This window comes from Pseudomonas gozinkensis (assembly GCF_014863585.1).
GTDB lineage: Bacteria > Pseudomonadota > Gammaproteobacteria > Pseudomonadales > Pseudomonadaceae > Aquipseudomonas > Aquipseudomonas gozinkensis.
The window spans coordinates 4,226,213-4,242,612 of record NZ_CP062253.1 but is presented as its reverse complement, the minus strand read 5'-3'; the positions used below and the strand labels follow the sequence as shown (position 1 = coordinate 4,242,612).

Below are 16,400 nucleotides of genomic sequence, written 5' to 3'. Positions count from 1 at the left end.
TGCGCGCTATCCGGCGTTCGGGAAGCCATGGCTCCGGGCCTTGACAGCCGCATACAGGGTCAATAGCAACAGACCCCCGACGATCCACGGGTAACTTCCGACGCTCAGGTTGTTCAGCAGCAGACCGCCCGCAAGTCCGCCGCCGGCAATGCCGACATTCCACAGGGTCACCAGCATCGATTGCGCGGTATCTGCAGACTCCGTGGCGGTTTTCGCAAGAGCCGTCTGCAACAGCGAGGGCATCGCGCCAAACGCCAGTCCCCAAACGGCGGTGGCGGTGTAGATCACGCCCGGCCATTCGCGCCACAGGCCCAGTGCGATCGCCGACAGCAGGAACAGCGTAGCGCTGACCAGTACCAGCTGACGCAGCCAGCGATCAATCAGGCTGCCGACGATCCACAGGCTCAGCACCGACGCCAGGCCGAATACCAGCAACACGCGGTCGATTTCTACGCCAAGTCCCGATGGCTCCAGAAATGGCGCGATGTAGGTGTACAGAAGGTTGTGCGCGACGACGTAGGACAAAGTCACAAACAGCACGGGTCGCACCCCCGGCAAGGTAAACACCTGACGCAGTGGCAAGCGTTTTCCGGCGCGTTCACCGGCGAAATCCGGCACTTGCCAGCGCACCCAGATCACCAGCAGCACGGTCAGCGCGGTCATGATCGCGAAGCTCAGACGCCAGCCGACTGCCGTGCCCAGCAGCGTCCCGGCCGGAATGCCCAGCGACAGCGCAAGGGGCGCCCCGAGCATGGCCACCGTAATGGCCCGGCCTTGCAGGTGAGGCGCGACCATCCGGCTCGCGTATCCCGCCAGTAAAGCCCAAAGCAGCCCGGCGAATACGCCCGCGATCAAGCGTGCAACCAGGGTCAGCCAGTACAGCTCCGACAACGCAGTGATGCTGTTGGCAATGGCAAACCCAGCAATGGCCGCCAGCAACAGCGGGCGTCGACGCCAGCCCCGGGTGGCAATGGTGAGCGGAATGGCCGCCAGCATCGAACCGATGGCGTACAGCGTGACCAGTTGCCCGATCAGAGCCTGAGAGACATCAAGCCCCGCGCTCATCTGTGGCAACAATCCGGCGGGCATCGCCTCGGTCAACACGGTGATGAACCCGGCGGTGGCCAGCGCGAGCAGCGCGCCCAGCGGTAATCGTTCCGCGGGCTCGGCGGTGCCGGCGAGTGAGGGGGAAATGAGTGGTGCATCGTTCATGGGCGGGTTTCCATTTTGCCGAAGGAGACGAAGGCCATAGGGTAGGGCGCTGCACATTCGGGAAAAACAGGTTAGGGTTCCGAACATCTCGGACAGGAATGTCGTGAATCAGAGAGGGAAGAATGGACAGCCTGGGCAGTATTTCGGTGTTCGTGCAGGTGGCGGAAACCCGCAGTTTTACCGAGGCCGGCCGCTTGCAGGGCGTGTCTTCGTCGGCGGTCGGCAAAAGCATCGCCCGCCTGGAAGCACGGCTCAATGTGCGGTTGTTTCATCGCACCACCCGCAGCATTACGCTGACCAGTGAAGGGGCGCTGTTTCTTGAGCGTTGCCGCAAGATTCTGGCCGAGGTCGAAGCAGCCGAATTCGAGTTGTGCGATGCGGCAGCGGCGCCTCACGGCAAGTTGCGGATCAGCCTGCCGCAGGTGCATGACCTGGTGATGCCGGTCATGAATGAATTCATGGCGCTGTACCCGCAGATCGAACTGGATCTGGACCTGACCGATCGTATGGTGGATGTGGTTGAAGAAGGCTTCGATGCTGTCATCCGCACAGGTAAACCGCGAGATTCGCGATTGATGGCACGACCGTTGGGCGAGTTTCACATGGTGTTGGTGGCCAGTCCCGCGTATCTGTGCGAACGCGGCGAGCCGCTGGTCCCGGCTGATCTGGCGGAGCATGCCTGCCTGCGCCATACGTTTCACGCCACCGGCAAACTGGAGCCCTGGCCGCTGAAGCGCCAGGAGGGTGCCTCCGAGGCGACATTACCGACGCGTCTGGTCAGTACGTCGATTGAAGCCGTGAGGCATGCAGCGCTGGCGGGCATGGGCATCGCCTGTCTGCCGGACTTCATGATCGTTGAGGCGCAGCAACAGGGTCGCCTGCAGCGTGTGCTCGATGAGCATCTGGAGCACGTCGGGCAGTTCTGGGTCCTGTGGCCATCAAGTCGGCACGCGACCGCCAAATTGCGGGTGTTTGTCGATCATTTATCGGTGCGACTTTTTCCTGTCGCCCATGACCGGTAGAGTTGTAACTGTTTTAAGACACTAATCCATACGCCGCGGGGCAGCGATCTGTTGCACAATACGCCCCGGACCGTTTTCCCTCAGGATGTTTAATGTTGAATTCTATTCCCGTGCGTTTCATCGGGTTGGCGTTGTTGCTGACCGCCGCTGCCGGCTGCTCCAAGGACAAGCCTATCTACGAGCATGAGAATTTCGACGACTCCGGCACCTTTTCGCGCAATTACCCGGTGACCGACACCGCCAGTTGCGAAGCGGCCCGCCGAGCGTTGCTCAGCCAGGGCTACATCATTACCAGCAGTGACCCGAAACTGGTCAGTGGGCACAAGAGCTTCCAGCAGACCGGCGAAACCCACCTGGAGATCAGCTTCAACGTGGTGTGCGCCGATGATGGCAGTGCCGGCCATCATGCCACCGTGTTCGCCAATGCCCTGCAGGACCGCTACGCGCTGAAGAAGACCAACAACTCGGCCAGCCTCGGTGTCGGCGTGTTGGGCTCGGTGTCGATGCCGATCGGCTCGTCTGACGATTCGATGGTCAAGGTCGCCAGCGAAACCGTGTCGTCGCAGAAGTTCTACGAGCGTTTCTTCACCCTGGTCGAGCTGTTCCTGCCGGCTGATGCGAAGAAAGCCGCGCACATCACCGAAAAACCGAAAACCGACCTGGGTGTGCCTGAAGCCAAGGCGGCGCCGGCTCCGCTGGCTCCAGCCCCTGCGGCTGAACCGGCCCCGGCCCCAGCGCCAGCCGCCGAACCCGCTGTTGCACCGACGCCAGCGCCTGCAGAAGCGGCCCCGGCCAGTGCCGAGCCGGTAGCACCGCCGGCCGAAGCTGCACCGATCACCCCGGCACCGGTTGCCGAGCCTGCGCCCACGACGGAAACCATCACCCCTCCGGCCAACCCGACGGATATACCGCCGCCCTCCGAGCCGATTCCGGCCATGCCTGCCTCCGGGCAGTAAACCTGTGGGAGCGAGCCTGCTCGCGATAGCGTCGGCACAATCAATATCAATGTGTCGGAAAGTTCGCTATCGCGAGCAGGCTCGCTCCCACAGTGCAATGGATGAGTTCTTCTCAAAATTCCCCGCGATAAATTCCTGACCACCTGCTACGTTTATTTCATGAAGGCCGTGTTTCATTTTTCCTTCATACGGGCACTTTATGCTCGAGGCACTGGTCATTTGTTCCAGGCCATTTCAAGCAAGCGTCAGGGGGATTAAGTGATGGATGACTATCAAGAAGAACTGCTCGAATTCCAGGCTTACGAACTGGATTCACCAGAGCCTGCGGAAGACGCCACCGAGCTGTGAGGCGTCAGCCTGTCTTGCGGTGACTGCGGCGAAATTCGCCCGGTGTCTGGCCGTTCCAGCGCTTGAAGGCGCGCTGGAAAGCTTCGGCCGAGGCAAAGCCCAGCAGGTAAGCGATTTCACCGAATGCCAGTTCGGTGTCGCGGATGTAGGTCATCGCCAGATCACGGCGAGTGTCATTGAGGATCGCGCGAAACTGCGTGCCTTCCTCGGCCAGTTTGCGCCGTAACGTCCAGGTCGGCAGCTTCAAGCGTGCCGCCACTTCTTCCAGGTCGGGTTCCCGGCCGCCATTGAGCAACGGCCCGAGCAATTGCGTGATGCGTTCACGCAGGCTGCGGGTGCGGGTCAATTGCTCGAGCTCCCGTTCACACAAACCGAGCAAATGTTTCCAGGTGCTGGGGCAATGCTCCGGGTTGCGTTGGGCCAGGCTGGTGAGGCTCAGGCGCAGTTGATTGTGTTCGGCGCCGAACTGTATCGGGCAATCGCCGAGCACCGCATAAGCGTCGCGATAATCCGGGCTGTCGAATTCGATTTCGATCCGTTCGGCACGCAATGGCTCGGGGCTGATGCTCGACAGCTGATGCAGCCAGCCGGCAATGATCGAATCCACCACAAAGCGGTTGTAAGCGTTGTACGGGCTGATCGAGTAGAACCGCAGCCACGCACCGCTGGCGTCTTCGTGAAAACTCGACTGGCCGCGATAGTTGGAGCCGTACAGCGGTTCGAAACGAATCAGGCAGCGTGCGGCTTCACGAGCGGTCGGCGCCTGCGCGGCGGTCACCCCCGCCAGCCCTGCCTGACTCAGTCGACTGAGCCGGCCCATGCGCAAACCCAGTGCCGGATCGCCGGTCAGCTGAATCGCGCCATGCCCCAGGCGCATGTAGCGCGGGATCGACAGACGCGCCCCGGCTTCGGCCAGGCGTGCGGCATCCAGGCCGTACTGTTCGAGCAATGGCTGCGGATCGACGTCATGGCTGCGCACGGCATCGGCCAGGCTATGGACGAAGCCCACCGACAGATCTCCGAGTCGCATCGGCAGCGGTTTCATGGATTACAGCCAGAGGTTCAGCAGGCGTGCGCCACGGGCTTCGCTGTCGGCGAATTGCTGGCCGTTGCTGCTGAGGAAACTTTGCCCGGAACTCGGTTTGTCCCAGAACTGCCCGCGCAGAAACACACTCATGCCGGCCAGCGCCTTGCTGGCCGACGGTTGCGCGGTCAGGGTCAGTTGGTGCCAGGCCTGGCCTTCACTGACTGCTCCCGGTTTCAGGCTGACCGAGTCCGGCACGCTCAAGCCTTTGTAACCTTTCCAGGGTTGATCCCAAACGCCATGACCGACGACAAACGCAGGCACCGCGATCAGCTGCGCGCCTTGTTCGTCGAGTTTGCGGTAGTTGTCCGGGTACCAACTGTCGTTGCCGATCAACACGCCGAGGCGTCCGGCCGGCGTGTCGACCACATTGATCCGGGAAGCCTCGCGGGGGCTGGATGGTTCGTCCTGATCGAAGATCGGACGCATCTGCCGCTGTGGCTGGCCGAGCGGGGCGCCGTCGCGACCGAATACCACCGTGCTGTTGTACAGCGCGCCACTGCCGGCCTTGAGCCGGCCATCGGTGATGTTCGGTTCAGGCAACACGATCGAGCCGGCCACCAGGGTGATGTGGAATTCCTTGGCCAGGCCGCCGAACAGCGCCTGATAGTCCTTGGCCATGTCCCGGGACTTCATGCGCAGGTGCGCGTCATCCAGACGGCTGCTGCCCTTGGCGGTAAGCCAGGCGCGAGCAAACTGCACCGGGTTGCTCGCCGCCAGCCAGTTCATCGCTTCGGCGAGGGTGGCGGCCTGGTACAGCTCGTCTTTTTCGCCGCTGATCATCAGCCAGGTGCCGACATGCTCCGGCAGGATGACCACGGTTTTATCATTCAACAGCCCCTGATCCTGCGCCTGCTGCAAATAGGCGGCGAGCTTGCGGTGCAGGCGTTCGGGGCTTTGGTAGTCGGTGGGGAACAGCTCGGGCTGGATGCCCAGCAGGTTGCCACGGTCGGCGGGGGTGCCCTGATCGACCGCGAGTTTGATCCGCAGGTCCGACAGGTAATGACCGGCCGGACGGTCAGCCGCCCACATGGCGTAGAAGGTGAGCGCGGCGATGAGCGCCATGGAAAAAGTCAGGTACAGAAGTTTGCGCATGAAATCCAACAACAGCCGGGTACAGGGTGTGCGGACAGGGTAGGGCGCCAGCCCCGGCTTGCCAAGGGGCGCTGCGCATTTGGATCAATAACTTGTCAGTTACGGTCATTGAGTGACAGCGATGCGACTCCTAATCTGTCGAACATGACTGACGGGGGACGCAGAGCTCCCGCATTTTCCGTGATCGCTCGCTGTGGAGTTAACGATGACCGCCACTCAATACCCGCACCTGTTGGCCCCGCTGGACCTGGGATTCACCACGTTGCGCAACCGCACCCTGATGGGCTCGATGCACACCGGCCTGGAAGAGAAGCCGGGTGGTTTCGAACGCATGGCGGCGTACTTCGCCGAGCGTGCCCGTGGCGGCGTCGGCCTGATGGTCACCGGCGGTATCGGCCCGAACGACGAGGGCGGCGTGTACTCCGGCGCGGCCAAGCTGACGACCGAGGAAGAAGCGCTCAAGCACCGCATTGTCACGCGCGCCGTGCATGATGCGGGCGGCAAGATCTGCATGCAGATCCTCCACGCCGGCCGTTATGCCTACAGCCCGAAACAAGTCGCGCCGAGCGCCATCCAGGCGCCGATCAACCCGTTCAAGCCCAAAGAGCTGGACGAGGAAGGCATCGAGAAACAGATCAGCGATTTCGTCACCTGCTCGGTACTGGCCCAGACCGCCGAGTACGATGGCGTGGAGATCATGGGTTCGGAAGGTTATTTCATTAACCAGTTCCTCGCCGCGCATACCAACCACCGTACCGACCGTTGGGGCGGCAGCTACGAAAACCGCATGCGCCTGCCGGTGGAAATCGTTCGCCGCGTACGTGAAGCGGTCGGCCCGAACTTCATCATCATCTTCCGCCTGTCGATGCTCGATCTGGTGGAAGGCGGCAGCACCTGGGAAGAAATCGTCACCCTGGCCAAAGCCATCGAGCAGGCCGGCGCGACCCTCATCAACACCGGCATCGGCTGGCACGAAGCGCGGATTCCGACCATCGCCACCAAAGTGCCGCGTGCGGCGTTCAGCAAGGTCACGGCCAAGCTGCGTGGCTCGGTGAGCATTCCGCTGATCACCACCAACCGCATCAACACCCCGGAAGTCGCCGAGCAGATTCTGGCTGAAGGCGATGCCGACATGGTTTCGATGGCGCGGCCGTTCCTCGCCGACCCGGACTTCGTCAACAAAGCCGCTGAAGGCCGCGCCGACGAAATCAACACCTGCATTGGTTGCAACCAGGCCTGCCTCGATCACACCTTCGGCGGCAAGCTCACCAGCTGCCTGGTCAACCCGCGTGCCTGCCACGAGACGGAACTTAATTACCTGCCGGTCAAGCAGATCAAGAAAATCGCGGTGGTCGGTGCCGGTCCTGCCGGTCTGTCCGCTGCCACCGTGGCCGCCGAGCGCGGACATCAGGTGACGCTGTTCGATTCGGCCAGTGAAATTGGTGGTCAGTTCAACGTCGCCAAACGTGTGCCGGGTAAGGAAGAGTTCTACGAAACCCTGCGCTACTTCAAACGCAAACTGCAGACCACCCACGTCGAGGTGTGCCTGAACACCCGCGTCGATGTGGCGAAACTGGTCGAGGGCGGTTACGACGAAGTCATCCTGGCGACCGGTATTGCACCACGTTTGCCAGCGATTCCGGGTGTCGAGAATGCCAAAGTGCTGAGCTATCTGGATGTGCTGCTTGAGCGCAAACCGGTCGGCAAGCGTGTGGCGGTGATTGGCGCCGGCGGTATCGGTTTCGACGTCTCGGAATTCCTCGTCCATGAAGGTGTGGCCACCAGTCAGGATCGCGCTGCGTTCTGGAAAGAGTGGGGCATCGACACGAATCTGGAAGCCCGTGGTGGCGTGGCCGGGATCAAGGCTGCACCGCACGCACCGGCGCGGGACGTGTTCCTGCTGCAACGCAAGAAGTCCAAGGTCGGCGACGGTCTGGGCAAGACCACCGGCTGGATTCACCGCACCGGTCTGAAGAACAAGCAGGTGCAGATGCTCAACAGCGTCGAATATCTGAAGATCGACGACGAAGGCCTGCACATCCGCATCGGCGAAACCGGCGAGCCGCAAGTGCTGCCGGTGGACAACATCGTCATCTGCGCCGGCCAGGATCCGCTGCGCGAGCTGCACGACGGTCTGGTCGAGGCCGGGCAGAACGTGCACCTGATCGGTGGCGCCGATGTGGCGGCCGAGCTGGATGCCAAACGTGCGATCAATCAGGGTTCGCGTCTGGCCGCCGAGCTGTAACGCGGCAACCAGATTCAGCGTGCCAATGACCATCTCGAGCAAGCTCGCTCCCACAGGTTTTGCGTTGTTCACAGATGTTGTGAGCTCAGCAGAACCTTGTGGGAGCGAGCTTGCTCGCGATGGCGTCCTTTGAGCGACTAGAATGCTGGCTCTGTTAAGAACGAAAAGTCGCCAATGCTTCTTCCCCCCGCTGACTGGCTACCTCAAGCCCCCCTCGAACCGCTTCATCTGGACTGGCTCACCGCCACCGGAATTGAAGTCGCGATCTTGCGTCTCGACCGGATCGATCCGCTGATCAGCGGCAACAAGTGGTTCAAACTCGTCGAACATCTCAAGGCCGCCGACCGTGCGGGTGCCGAAGGCATCATCAGCCTGGGCGGTGCGCACTCCAATCATCTGCATGCGCTGGCGGCCGCCGGCAAACGCCTGGGATTCACGACGGTCGGGCTGTTGCGCGGGCATCCGCAGGACACGCCGACAATCAGGGATCTGCAGGACTTCGGCATGCAGCTGCACTGGCTCGGTTACGGCGGTTATCGGGCGCGGCACGAGCCGGGGTTCTGGCAATCGTGGCTCGCGCAATATCCGACGCTGCATCCGGTGCCCGAAGGGGGCGGCGGTTTGCCGGGGGCGCAGGGTTGCGCGTCATTGAAGGATCAGGTCAGTCAACAACTCGGCAAGCTCGGCTGGGACGACTATCACGGTTGGTGGCTGGCCTGTGGCACGGGCACCACGCTCGCGGGATTGGTGTTGGCGGAGGCAGGACAGCATGCAGTGTATGGCGCAATGGCCGTACCCGACGATCACGGCGTCGCGGCCAATGTCGAGGCGATTGTCGGGGACGTTGAAGGCTACGAGCTGATCGACGCCAGCCGTGACGGTTTCGCCAAGGTCGATCCGACGCTGCTTGAGCTCATCGCGCAAACCGAACAGGCCAGTGGCATTCCTCTCGAGCCGCTGTACACCGGCAAGGCCTTGCTGGCGCTCAAACAACAGGTCGAGGCGGGTCACTTTGCCCGGGGTTCACGCTTGATCTTCGTCCACACCGGCGGCTTGCAGGGCCGGCGCGGCTTCGACGGTTAACCCTGGCTGCGCTTGGGCATCATCCGCAGCAGCGTGTTATCGCGCACCACGTAATGGTGATAGATCCCCGCCAACGCATGCAGGCCGATCAGCCAGTAGCCGATGGTGCTGATCAGCACGTGCCAGTGCTCGACGTCTTTGGCGAACACCTTGTCTTCACTCACCAGCAACGGCAGGTCGAAACCGTAGAACATCACCTGATGACCTTCCGCGCTGGTGATCAGCCAGCCGAGGATCGGCATGCTGATCATGAACAGGTACAAGGCCGAGTGCATCAAGCGTGCGAGGGTGGTTTGCCATTGTGGCGAGGCCGGGAAGATTTTCGGTGCAGGGCCCAGGCTGCGGGCGAACAGGCGAAACCAGACCAGCACGAACACGGTCAGGCCAAGCATGTAATGCACTTCGCGGATCAGCGTGCGACCGCCGCTGCCCTTGGGAAACAGGCCGCGCAATTCCATGCTGGCGTACACCAGCACCAACAGCACCAGCATCAGCCAGTGCAGCAGGATCGACACGGTGCTGTAACGGGATTCGGAATTTGTCCACGGCATACGACGTTCCTCACGGTTCAGGGCTCAAGCGTGCCGTTCTGCGACGGCATGCCTTAACTGTAACCGTGTTGAGGCCATTCTTCCTCCGCGATCCGTTTTTTATTGATGCATGTCATTGGCATTGCAGTGACTGACCAAAGTACCGACTGAATGGCTGTAACAAGGCATTGTTTATATTTTGTATTTGCGAAAGTTTGAGTGCCTGGAGTGAGGTGGTTATTGTTGGGCGCAGTCGAGAGTTGAAATCTGGCTCGATAAATAAATCAATGGCGTCGATCAAGGATGCTGTACTCGTAAAAAGGATTTAACAATGGCTTTTAATGTTCTTCTTAATAACAAACATGGATTTATTGTAAAAAAGGCAATGGCCAAGGCACCTGTGCCGAAGCCAAAACCGAAGCCTGCAGTTACGCAGCCCTCCAGGCCGGTGAGCAAGCCATCCGTTCCGCCCGTCAAGCCGCCGGTGCAGCCGGCAAAGCCTCCGGTGAAGCCCGCCGTACCGCCAGTCAAACCTCCAGTACCGCCAGTCAAACCTCCAGTATCGCCGGTGAAACCACCCGTGCGGCCGGTCAAACCGCCGGTAAAACCTGCTGCTCCCGTCAAGCCAGGTTCGCCCGCAATCAAGCCACCGGTGGCGCCGACCAAGCCTGTTGCCGTCGCAAGGCCGCCAATGCCGTGGCCTACGCTGAATATCAATGTGGACCCGGTGGCGCTGATCAACCTGCTGAGCGCGATCGGAAACAGCCGTCATCCGGATGGATCCACCACGTTGGCCGATGGAAGTCTGGTGAATGCGCAACAGACGGCAGTGACGCGTCCAGACGGCATCATTCAGCATACAGACGGCAGGGTCGAACAGCCTGACGGACGCATTGTGTGGCCGGACGGCACAATCGAATATCTCGATGGACGCATTGTCTGGGCTGATGGAACCGAACAACGGGCAGATGGTTCTGTGAAGTATCCCGATGGGTTGAGTTACGACGCGCAGGGTAACCTGGTTTCTGAATAATTCTGTTGTTCCGAAAGAGGACGAATGATGGCTTGCAAGTTATCTGTTCAGTATTTGTGATTTATTAATAAAAATACCGCCGGCTTGTTTCAGTCGGCGGTATTTTTTTTGTCGGGGTTAGTTGTTTTGCGGCATTTCACCCTTGGCCAGACGCTGGTTGATGTCGGCGATCACTTCCGGCAGATCGCTGATGGTGTCGATCATGTAGTGCGGGCGCGAACCTTCGAACAGCGCGTGAATGCGCTTGCGTTCGCTGGCGAGCGCGTCGCTGCCCAGTGCGCGGTAGCCTTCGTAATCCAGGCCCAGCGCATTGCCGGAGCAGATCAGCGCTACGGTCCACATCCCGGCGCGACGACCTTCGAGAATGCCCGGCACGGTGTCGTCGATCTTCACGCAGGCGGCGACATCGTCAATGCCTAGCGCAATCACGTTGGCCAGCGCTTGAGCCGGCCATGGGCGGCCGTTCGGCACTTCGTCGGTGGCCACCACGTGGTCGGCGATGTAGCCGTTAGTGGCGGCCAGTGCCACGACCTTGTCCATCACCTGTTTTGGATAGCCCGAGCAGGAACCGATCTTGATGCCTTGCTGACGCAGGTTGGCGATGGTGTCCAGTGCGCCGGGAATCAGCGCCGAGTGCTCGGCGATTTTTTCGATCTGCAGCGGCATGAAGCGGTTGTAGATCGCGGTGACGTCATCGTCAGTCGGGGTGCGGCCGAACACCTTGCGATAGCGCTCGGCAACCTGCGGCTGATCGCAAAGGGTGCGGATGTGATCCCACTTGCCCATGCCCATCGGGCCACGGGCTTCTTCGATGGAGACCTGGACGTCGAACTCGGCAAAGGCTTCGACGAAGATCTGGGTGGGTGCGAAAGAACCGAAATCGACCACGGTGCCGGCCCAGTCGAGGATGGCGGCTTGCAGTTTGGTTGGGTTGTTGTAGTTCATTGCAGAAATTCCTGTGATAACACGCAATTCGGAGTTTGCTGTCCTTGTGGGAGCGGGCTTGCTCCGGGCGGCGATCCGACGATGGCGGTCTGACATTCACCATGGATGTCGACTGCCAGGGCCTAATCGCGGGCAAGCCCGCTCCCACAGGGATTGTTGGTGTGGTTTAAATCTCTAACACTTCCATCTCGCGCAGCACTTCACCCACCGCCGCGACGGCTTCGCGCATCTGCGCCGGGGTGACGTGGCCGATGCAGCCGACGCGGAAGGTTTCGACCTGGGTCAGCTTGCCGGGGTAAAGGATGTAACCCTTGGCCTTGACCCGTTCGTAGAAGTCCTTGAACTGGTAGCGCGGATCTTTCGGCGCGTGGAAGGTCGCGATGATCGGCGCCTGGATCGCAGCAGGCAGAAAGCTGCGCAAACCGAGTTTGCCCATCTCGTCCATCAGCGCCTGGCAGTTGGCGGCGTAACGCGCGTGCCGCGCCGGCAGGCCGCCTTCTTCGTTGTATTGCAGCAGTGCTTCGTGCAGCGCGGCGACCACGTGGGTCGGCGGGGTGAAGCGCCACTGACCGGTCTTCTTCATGTAGCTGTGCTGGTCGAACAGGTCCATCGCCAGCGAGTGCGAATTGCCGGCAGCTGCGGCCAGAGATTCCTTGCGGGCAAACACGAAGCCCATACCCGGCACGCCTTCGAGGCATTTGCCGGAGGCGGCGATCAGTGCATCGAACGGGACTTTCTGCGCATCCACCGGCAGCGCGCCGAAGGAGCTCATGGCGTCGATGATCAGGCGTTTGCCGTGTTGCTCGACGACCTGGGCAATTTCCGGCAGCGGATTGAGGATGCCGGTGCTGGTTTCGCAGTGGATCAGCGCGACGTGGGTAATGTCGCTGTCGGCGCGCAGCAGGCGGTCGACGTCGGCGGCGGTGGTCGGCTCATCTTCAGCGGTTTCAAAGGTGCTGAACGAGCGGCCCAGCACTTCGCAGATTTTCGCCAGACGCTTGCCGTAAGCGCCGTTGATCAGCACCAGCACCTTGCCGTCGCGAGGGACGAGGGTGCCGATCGCGGCTTCGACGGCGAAGGTGCCGCTGCCCTGCAACGGTACGCAGTGGTGACTGTTGGCGCCGTTGAGGATGGCCAGCAGCTGCTCGCAAAGGCTGGCGGTCAGTTGGTTGAAGCGGTCATCCCATGAACCCCAGTCGACCATCATCGCCTGGCGGGTGCGGGCCGAGGTGGTCAACGGGCCGGGAGTGAGCAGGATGGGTGCGGCAGTACTCATTCGTGTGTCCTCGCGATAGCGCTGTGGGATGAAGCTACGGGGCATACGTTGCAATTCGGCGGATCATCAATCAAATTGTTTGTTGTTATGCCAGCCATCAGTGAGGGTTATCCATGAACCTGTTCCAGCTCCGCGCCTTCGACGCCGTGGCCCGGGAAGGCAGCTTCACCCGTGCCGCCGCGCGGTTGTTCATCAGTCAGCCGGCGGTCACGGGGCACATCAAGGCGCTGGAGGAGCATTACCAGATCACGCTGTTGCGACGGACGGCGCGCCGGGTCGAGCTGACGGAGGAGGGCATCAAACTGGCGGCGATCACTCGGGCGATGTTCGGCATGGCCGAAGAGGCGCAGGCGTTGCTGGAAGCCAATCGGCAGCTGCTCACGGGGCGTCTGGAGGTCGCGGCGGACGGCCCGCACATGGTCATGCCGATGCTCGCCAGCCTGCGGGCGCGGTATCCGGGGATCACGGTGAATCTGCGGTTGGGCAATGCTCAGGAAACGCTGGCGGCGTTATTGTCCGAGCATGCTGACGTGGCGGTGCTGACCGAGGTCGAGCCGCGCAAGGGCCTGCATCTGCAAGCGTTGAGTGAGTCGCGAATCTGTGCGCTGGTGCCGGCTGGGCATCCGTGGGCGAGTCGCAGCGGCGAGGTCAGGCTCAAGGAACTGGATCAGGTGATCATGGTGTTGCGCGAGCCGAGTTCGATTACCCGGCGCACGTTTGATCAGGCCTGTGCGCAGGCGTCGGTGAGTCCGCGGGTGTTGCTTGAACTGGACAGTCGCGAGGCGGTGACGGAGGCGGTGGCGGCTGAATTGGGGGTTGGGGTGGTGTCATCGGTGGAGGTCAGCCATGACCCCCGCGTCGTCGCGATTCCCATTGCGGGAGAAGGGCTGGTGAATCGGCACATGATCGGCTGTGTGGAGCGGCGGCGGGAGTTGAGGCTTATTCAGGCGTTTTTCGGGTTGGCGCCCAACTGATAACCGTATCGCGGCCATTCGCGAGCAAGCTCGCTCCCACAGGGTTTGTGCACGCCGCGGTTCCAGTGTGGGACCGAGCTTGCTCGGGAAGGGGCCGGAACTGACTACACAAGGCTTTCGCGCACCATCTCGAGAAACGTCGCCACCACCCGCCGCGAACTCTGCTCGCGCAGGCACACCAGCGTTTCGGTCAACCGCCGGGTGCAGTCGGTAATCGGCAGCGCGCAGACCCGTGAGTCCGCGCCAAACTCCGCCGCCGACACCACACCCACGCCAATCCCCACCACCACTGCCTCCCGCGCCGCTTCCCGGCCTTCGACCTGAATCGCCGGGCGGATGCGAAACCCGGCGCGGGCCATTTCCTCTTCCAGCGTCTGACGAGTCACCGAGCCGTGTTCGCGCAGCACCAGCGGCGTGTCGTCCAGATCTTCCAGGCAGATCGATTCACGCTCGGCCCACGGATGATGGCGCGACACGAACGCCACCATCGGATCATTGCGCAGCGGCACGCACAACAAACGTTCATCGCTGACATCACGCCCAAGCAACGCCAGATCAGCCTGATAGTTGAACAGTCGAAACAGCGATTCATCGGTATTACCGGTTTCGATCTTCACGCTGATCCCCGGATAGCGCTCACAGAACCGGGCGATCTGCGGCAGCACATGCACCGGCGCATCCACCGCCAGAATCAGGCTGCCGGTCTGCAACGCCTGGGATTCCTGCAGCAACTCCTGGGCTTCGGCCTCGACCACGAACAGACGCTGGGTGATTGCCAGCAAGCGTTCACCGAGATCCGTCAGGCGCACAGAGCGCTTGTTGCGGTGGAACAGCAACACACCGAAACGTTCTTCGAGCTTGCGCACCTGGTCGGAAATCGCCGGTTGCGTCAGATAAAGCCGCTCGGCGGCCTTGGTGAAGCTTCCGTGCACCGCCACGGCGTGAAAGGCTTTGAGCTGGGCGTGGGAAACCGACATGACTGATACCTCGTTTACAGGCGCAGCTCAGTAACAAGCTGAGCTTATGTGTGAAATACGATAAATCGATTTTATTTATTAAACAGTAATTGCTTTGATCGGCTCACGCCAACGCTGACTGCCCGCTCGGGCAGCGACGCTGGCCATGAGCCTGTGCGTGCAACACCAGGACTCATCTGACCGGTATCGCCGAAGGGACGGGGTGATATCGCAGTGCTCAACAATAAAAAACACAGGCGTTTACTCATCGATTCTGCCGGCACACTCACACCCTGAGGTCAGAACCACAATGAACAAGCACATCGGCACCCTTGCGCGTTGGCGCATGCAGATCTTCGCTGTCACCTGGCTCGCTTACGCCGCGTTCTATTTCACCCGCAAAGCCTTTTCGGTGGCCAAACTGGGCATCGCCGAAGACCCCAGCTTCACCCTCGACAAAATGGCCATGGCCAACCTCGACGCGATTTACCTGGCGGCCTACGCCATCGGCCAGTTCACCTGGGGCATGCTCGCCGACCGCTTCGGCCCGCGAGTTGTGGTGCTTGGCGGTTTGCTGATTTCCGCCGCTGCGGCGCTGGTGATGGGCAGTTTCGCGACCTTGCCGATCTTCGCCACCTGTATGTTGATTCAAGGGCTGGCGCAGTCCACCGGCTGGTCGGGGCTGTGCAAGAACCTCGGCAGTTTCTTCCCTTCCGAACAGCGCGGGCGAGTGCTCGGGTTGTGGAGTTCCTGTTATGCATTCGGCGGTCTGGTGGCGTCGCCGTTCGCCGGCTGGTGGGCGTACACGCTGATTGGATCGTGGCACGCGGCGTTCATTTCCAGTGCGGCGGTGGTCGCGGTGGTGGCGGTGTTGTTCTTCATCTTCCAGCGCGACAAACCGGAAGACGTCGGCCTGCCCGCCGTGGAGCCGGAGCCGGTCATCAGCGCCGAAGAAGCCGAAGCCAACAGCAAACTCAGCATGTGGGAACCGCTCAAGGAAATCCTGCGCAACCGCACGGTGCTGGTGCTGGGTCTGGCGTATTTCCTGCTGAAACCGGCGCGTTACGCGATTCTGTTGTGGGGGCCGGTGATCGTGTTCGAACAGATGCCCTCGGTCGGCAAAGTCGGTGCGGCGATCATTCCCACCGCGTTTGAACTGGCCGGTCTGCTGGGTCCGATCATGATTGGTCTGGCGTCGGACAAACTGTTCGGTGCCCGACGCATGCCGGCCTGCGTGTTGAGCCTGCTGGCGCTGACCGTGACGCTGGCGCTGTTCATGGGTGCCTTGCACACCGGCAGCGTGATGCTGGTGGTCGCACTGTTGTTCGTGATGGGCCTGACCCTGTACGGCCCGGACTCGATGATCAGCGGCGCGGCCGCCATCGACTTCGGCAAGGCCAAGGCCGGCGCCACGGCGGCCGGATTCGTCAATGGCTGCGGCTCCGTCGGTGCGGTGCTCGGTGGGTTGCTGCCGGGTTACTTCGATTCGGTGACGGTGTTCATCGTGTTCGCCGGTTGTGCGCTGTTCTCGGCGCTGGTGCTGATTCCGCACTGGAACAGCCGCCCCGTCGGCGTCATGGAACCGCGTGCCTCAGTGCCCAATCGCGCCCTGACCATCAAACCCCTGCGTAACTGAAAACC

Annotated in this window: 15 protein-coding genes; 7 read left to right on the top strand and 8 right to left on the bottom strand. The window is 61.6% G+C overall.

What is annotated here, in order from left to right:
• Positions 1-6: 6 nt before the first annotated feature.
• On the bottom strand, positions 7-1,212 hold the full coding sequence (locus IHQ43_RS18785; RefSeq protein ID WP_192561668.1) for an MFS transporter: 1,206 nt from the start codon (positions 1,210-1,212) through the stop codon (positions 7-9).
• A 122-nt stretch (positions 1,213-1,334) separates the two neighbouring features.
• On the opposite strand from IHQ43_RS18785, the gene IHQ43_RS18780 reads away from it, so the two are divergent.
• Positions 1,335-2,234, top strand: coding sequence for a LysR family transcriptional regulator (locus IHQ43_RS18780; protein ID WP_192561667.1), 900 nt, complete (start codon positions 1,335-1,337; stop codon positions 2,232-2,234).
• A 92-nt stretch (positions 2,235-2,326) separates the two neighbouring features.
• Entirely contained in the window at positions 2,327-3,190 is an 864-nt protein-coding gene (locus tag IHQ43_RS18775; protein WP_192561666.1) for a DUF2242 domain-containing protein, read from the top strand.
• Positions 3,191-3,542: 352 nt separating this feature from the next.
• Here IHQ43_RS18775 and IHQ43_RS18770 read toward each other — a convergent pair whose 3' ends face one another.
• Both IHQ43_RS18770 and IHQ43_RS18765 read right to left on the bottom strand, forming a co-directional pair.
• Positions 3,543-4,583 (bottom strand): AraC family transcriptional regulator, encoded by a 1,041-nt coding sequence (locus IHQ43_RS18770; protein ID WP_192561665.1) that lies wholly within the window; start codon positions 4,581-4,583, stop codon positions 3,543-3,545.
• Between the two features lie 3 nt (positions 4,584-4,586).
• Positions 4,587-5,717: a nitrilase-related carbon-nitrogen hydrolase gene (locus IHQ43_RS18765; RefSeq protein WP_192561664.1), complete on the bottom strand. Its 1,131-nt coding sequence runs from the start codon at positions 5,715-5,717 to the stop codon at positions 4,587-4,589.
• Between the two features lie 205 nt (positions 5,718-5,922).
• Between IHQ43_RS18765 and IHQ43_RS18760 the strand changes: the two genes are divergently transcribed.
• Positions 5,923-7,962, top strand: a complete 2,040-nt coding sequence (locus IHQ43_RS18760; protein ID WP_192561663.1) for an NADPH-dependent 2,4-dienoyl-CoA reductase — start codon at positions 5,923-5,925, stop codon at positions 7,960-7,962.
• 174 nt (positions 7,963-8,136) lie between these two features.
• Positions 8,137-9,045 carry a 1-aminocyclopropane-1-carboxylate deaminase/D-cysteine desulfhydrase gene (locus IHQ43_RS18755; protein ID WP_192561662.1) on the top strand — a complete coding sequence of 303 codons (909 nt, stop codon included), beginning with the start codon at positions 8,137-8,139 and terminating at the stop codon, positions 9,043-9,045.
• Here the strand turns inward: IHQ43_RS18755 and IHQ43_RS18750 are convergent.
• Both IHQ43_RS18750 and IHQ43_RS18745 read right to left on the bottom strand, forming a co-directional pair.
• Positions 9,042-9,596: a cytochrome b gene (locus IHQ43_RS18750; RefSeq protein ID WP_192561661.1), complete on the bottom strand. Its 555-nt coding sequence runs from the start codon at positions 9,594-9,596 to the stop codon at positions 9,042-9,044. The two genes, IHQ43_RS18755 and IHQ43_RS18750, sit on opposite strands and share 4 nt — an antisense overlap.
• 276 nt (positions 9,597-9,872) lie before the next feature.
• Complete coding sequence (locus IHQ43_RS18745) at positions 9,873-10,316, bottom strand: hypothetical protein (RefSeq protein ID WP_192561660.1); 444 nt, start codon at positions 10,314-10,316, stop codon at positions 9,873-9,875.
• On the opposite strand from IHQ43_RS18745, the gene IHQ43_RS18740 reads away from it, so the two are divergent.
• The gene (locus tag IHQ43_RS18740; protein ID WP_192561659.1) at positions 10,303-10,608 is read left to right on the top strand and encodes a hypothetical protein; all 306 of its coding nucleotides are present in this window, start codon (positions 10,303-10,305) and stop codon (positions 10,606-10,608) included. The genes IHQ43_RS18745 and IHQ43_RS18740 overlap by 14 nt on opposite strands.
• Positions 10,609-10,725: 117 nt before the next feature.
• Here IHQ43_RS18740 and phnX read toward each other — a convergent pair whose 3' ends face one another.
• Together phnX and IHQ43_RS18730 are read right to left on the bottom strand one after the other, a co-directional pair.
• Entirely contained in the window at positions 10,726-11,553 is an 828-nt protein-coding gene (phnX, locus tag IHQ43_RS18735; RefSeq protein ID WP_192561658.1) for a phosphonoacetaldehyde hydrolase, read from the bottom strand.
• Between the two features lie 166 nt (positions 11,554-11,719).
• Positions 11,720-12,829, bottom strand: a complete 1,110-nt coding sequence (locus tag IHQ43_RS18730) for a 2-aminoethylphosphonate--pyruvate transaminase (RefSeq protein WP_192561657.1) — start codon at positions 12,827-12,829, stop codon at positions 11,720-11,722.
• 113 nt (positions 12,830-12,942) lie between these two features.
• Here IHQ43_RS18730 and IHQ43_RS18725 point away from each other — a divergent pair, with 113 nt between their 5' ends.
• Complete coding sequence (locus tag IHQ43_RS18725; protein ID WP_192561656.1) at positions 12,943-13,803, top strand: LysR substrate-binding domain-containing protein; 861 nt, start codon at positions 12,943-12,945, stop codon at positions 13,801-13,803.
• Positions 13,804-13,907: 104 nt separating this feature from the next.
• Here IHQ43_RS18725 and IHQ43_RS18720 read toward each other — a convergent pair whose 3' ends face one another.
• A complete protein-coding gene (locus tag IHQ43_RS18720) occupies positions 13,908-14,780 on the bottom strand; it encodes a LysR family transcriptional regulator (protein WP_064380790.1) in 873 nt (290 codons plus the stop codon).
• A gap of 289 nt (positions 14,781-15,069) precedes the next feature.
• On the opposite strand from IHQ43_RS18720, the gene IHQ43_RS18715 reads away from it, so the two are divergent.
• Entirely contained in the window at positions 15,070-16,395 is a 1,326-nt protein-coding gene (locus tag IHQ43_RS18715; protein ID WP_192561655.1) for an MFS transporter, read from the top strand.
• Positions 16,396-16,400: the final 5 nt, after the last annotated feature.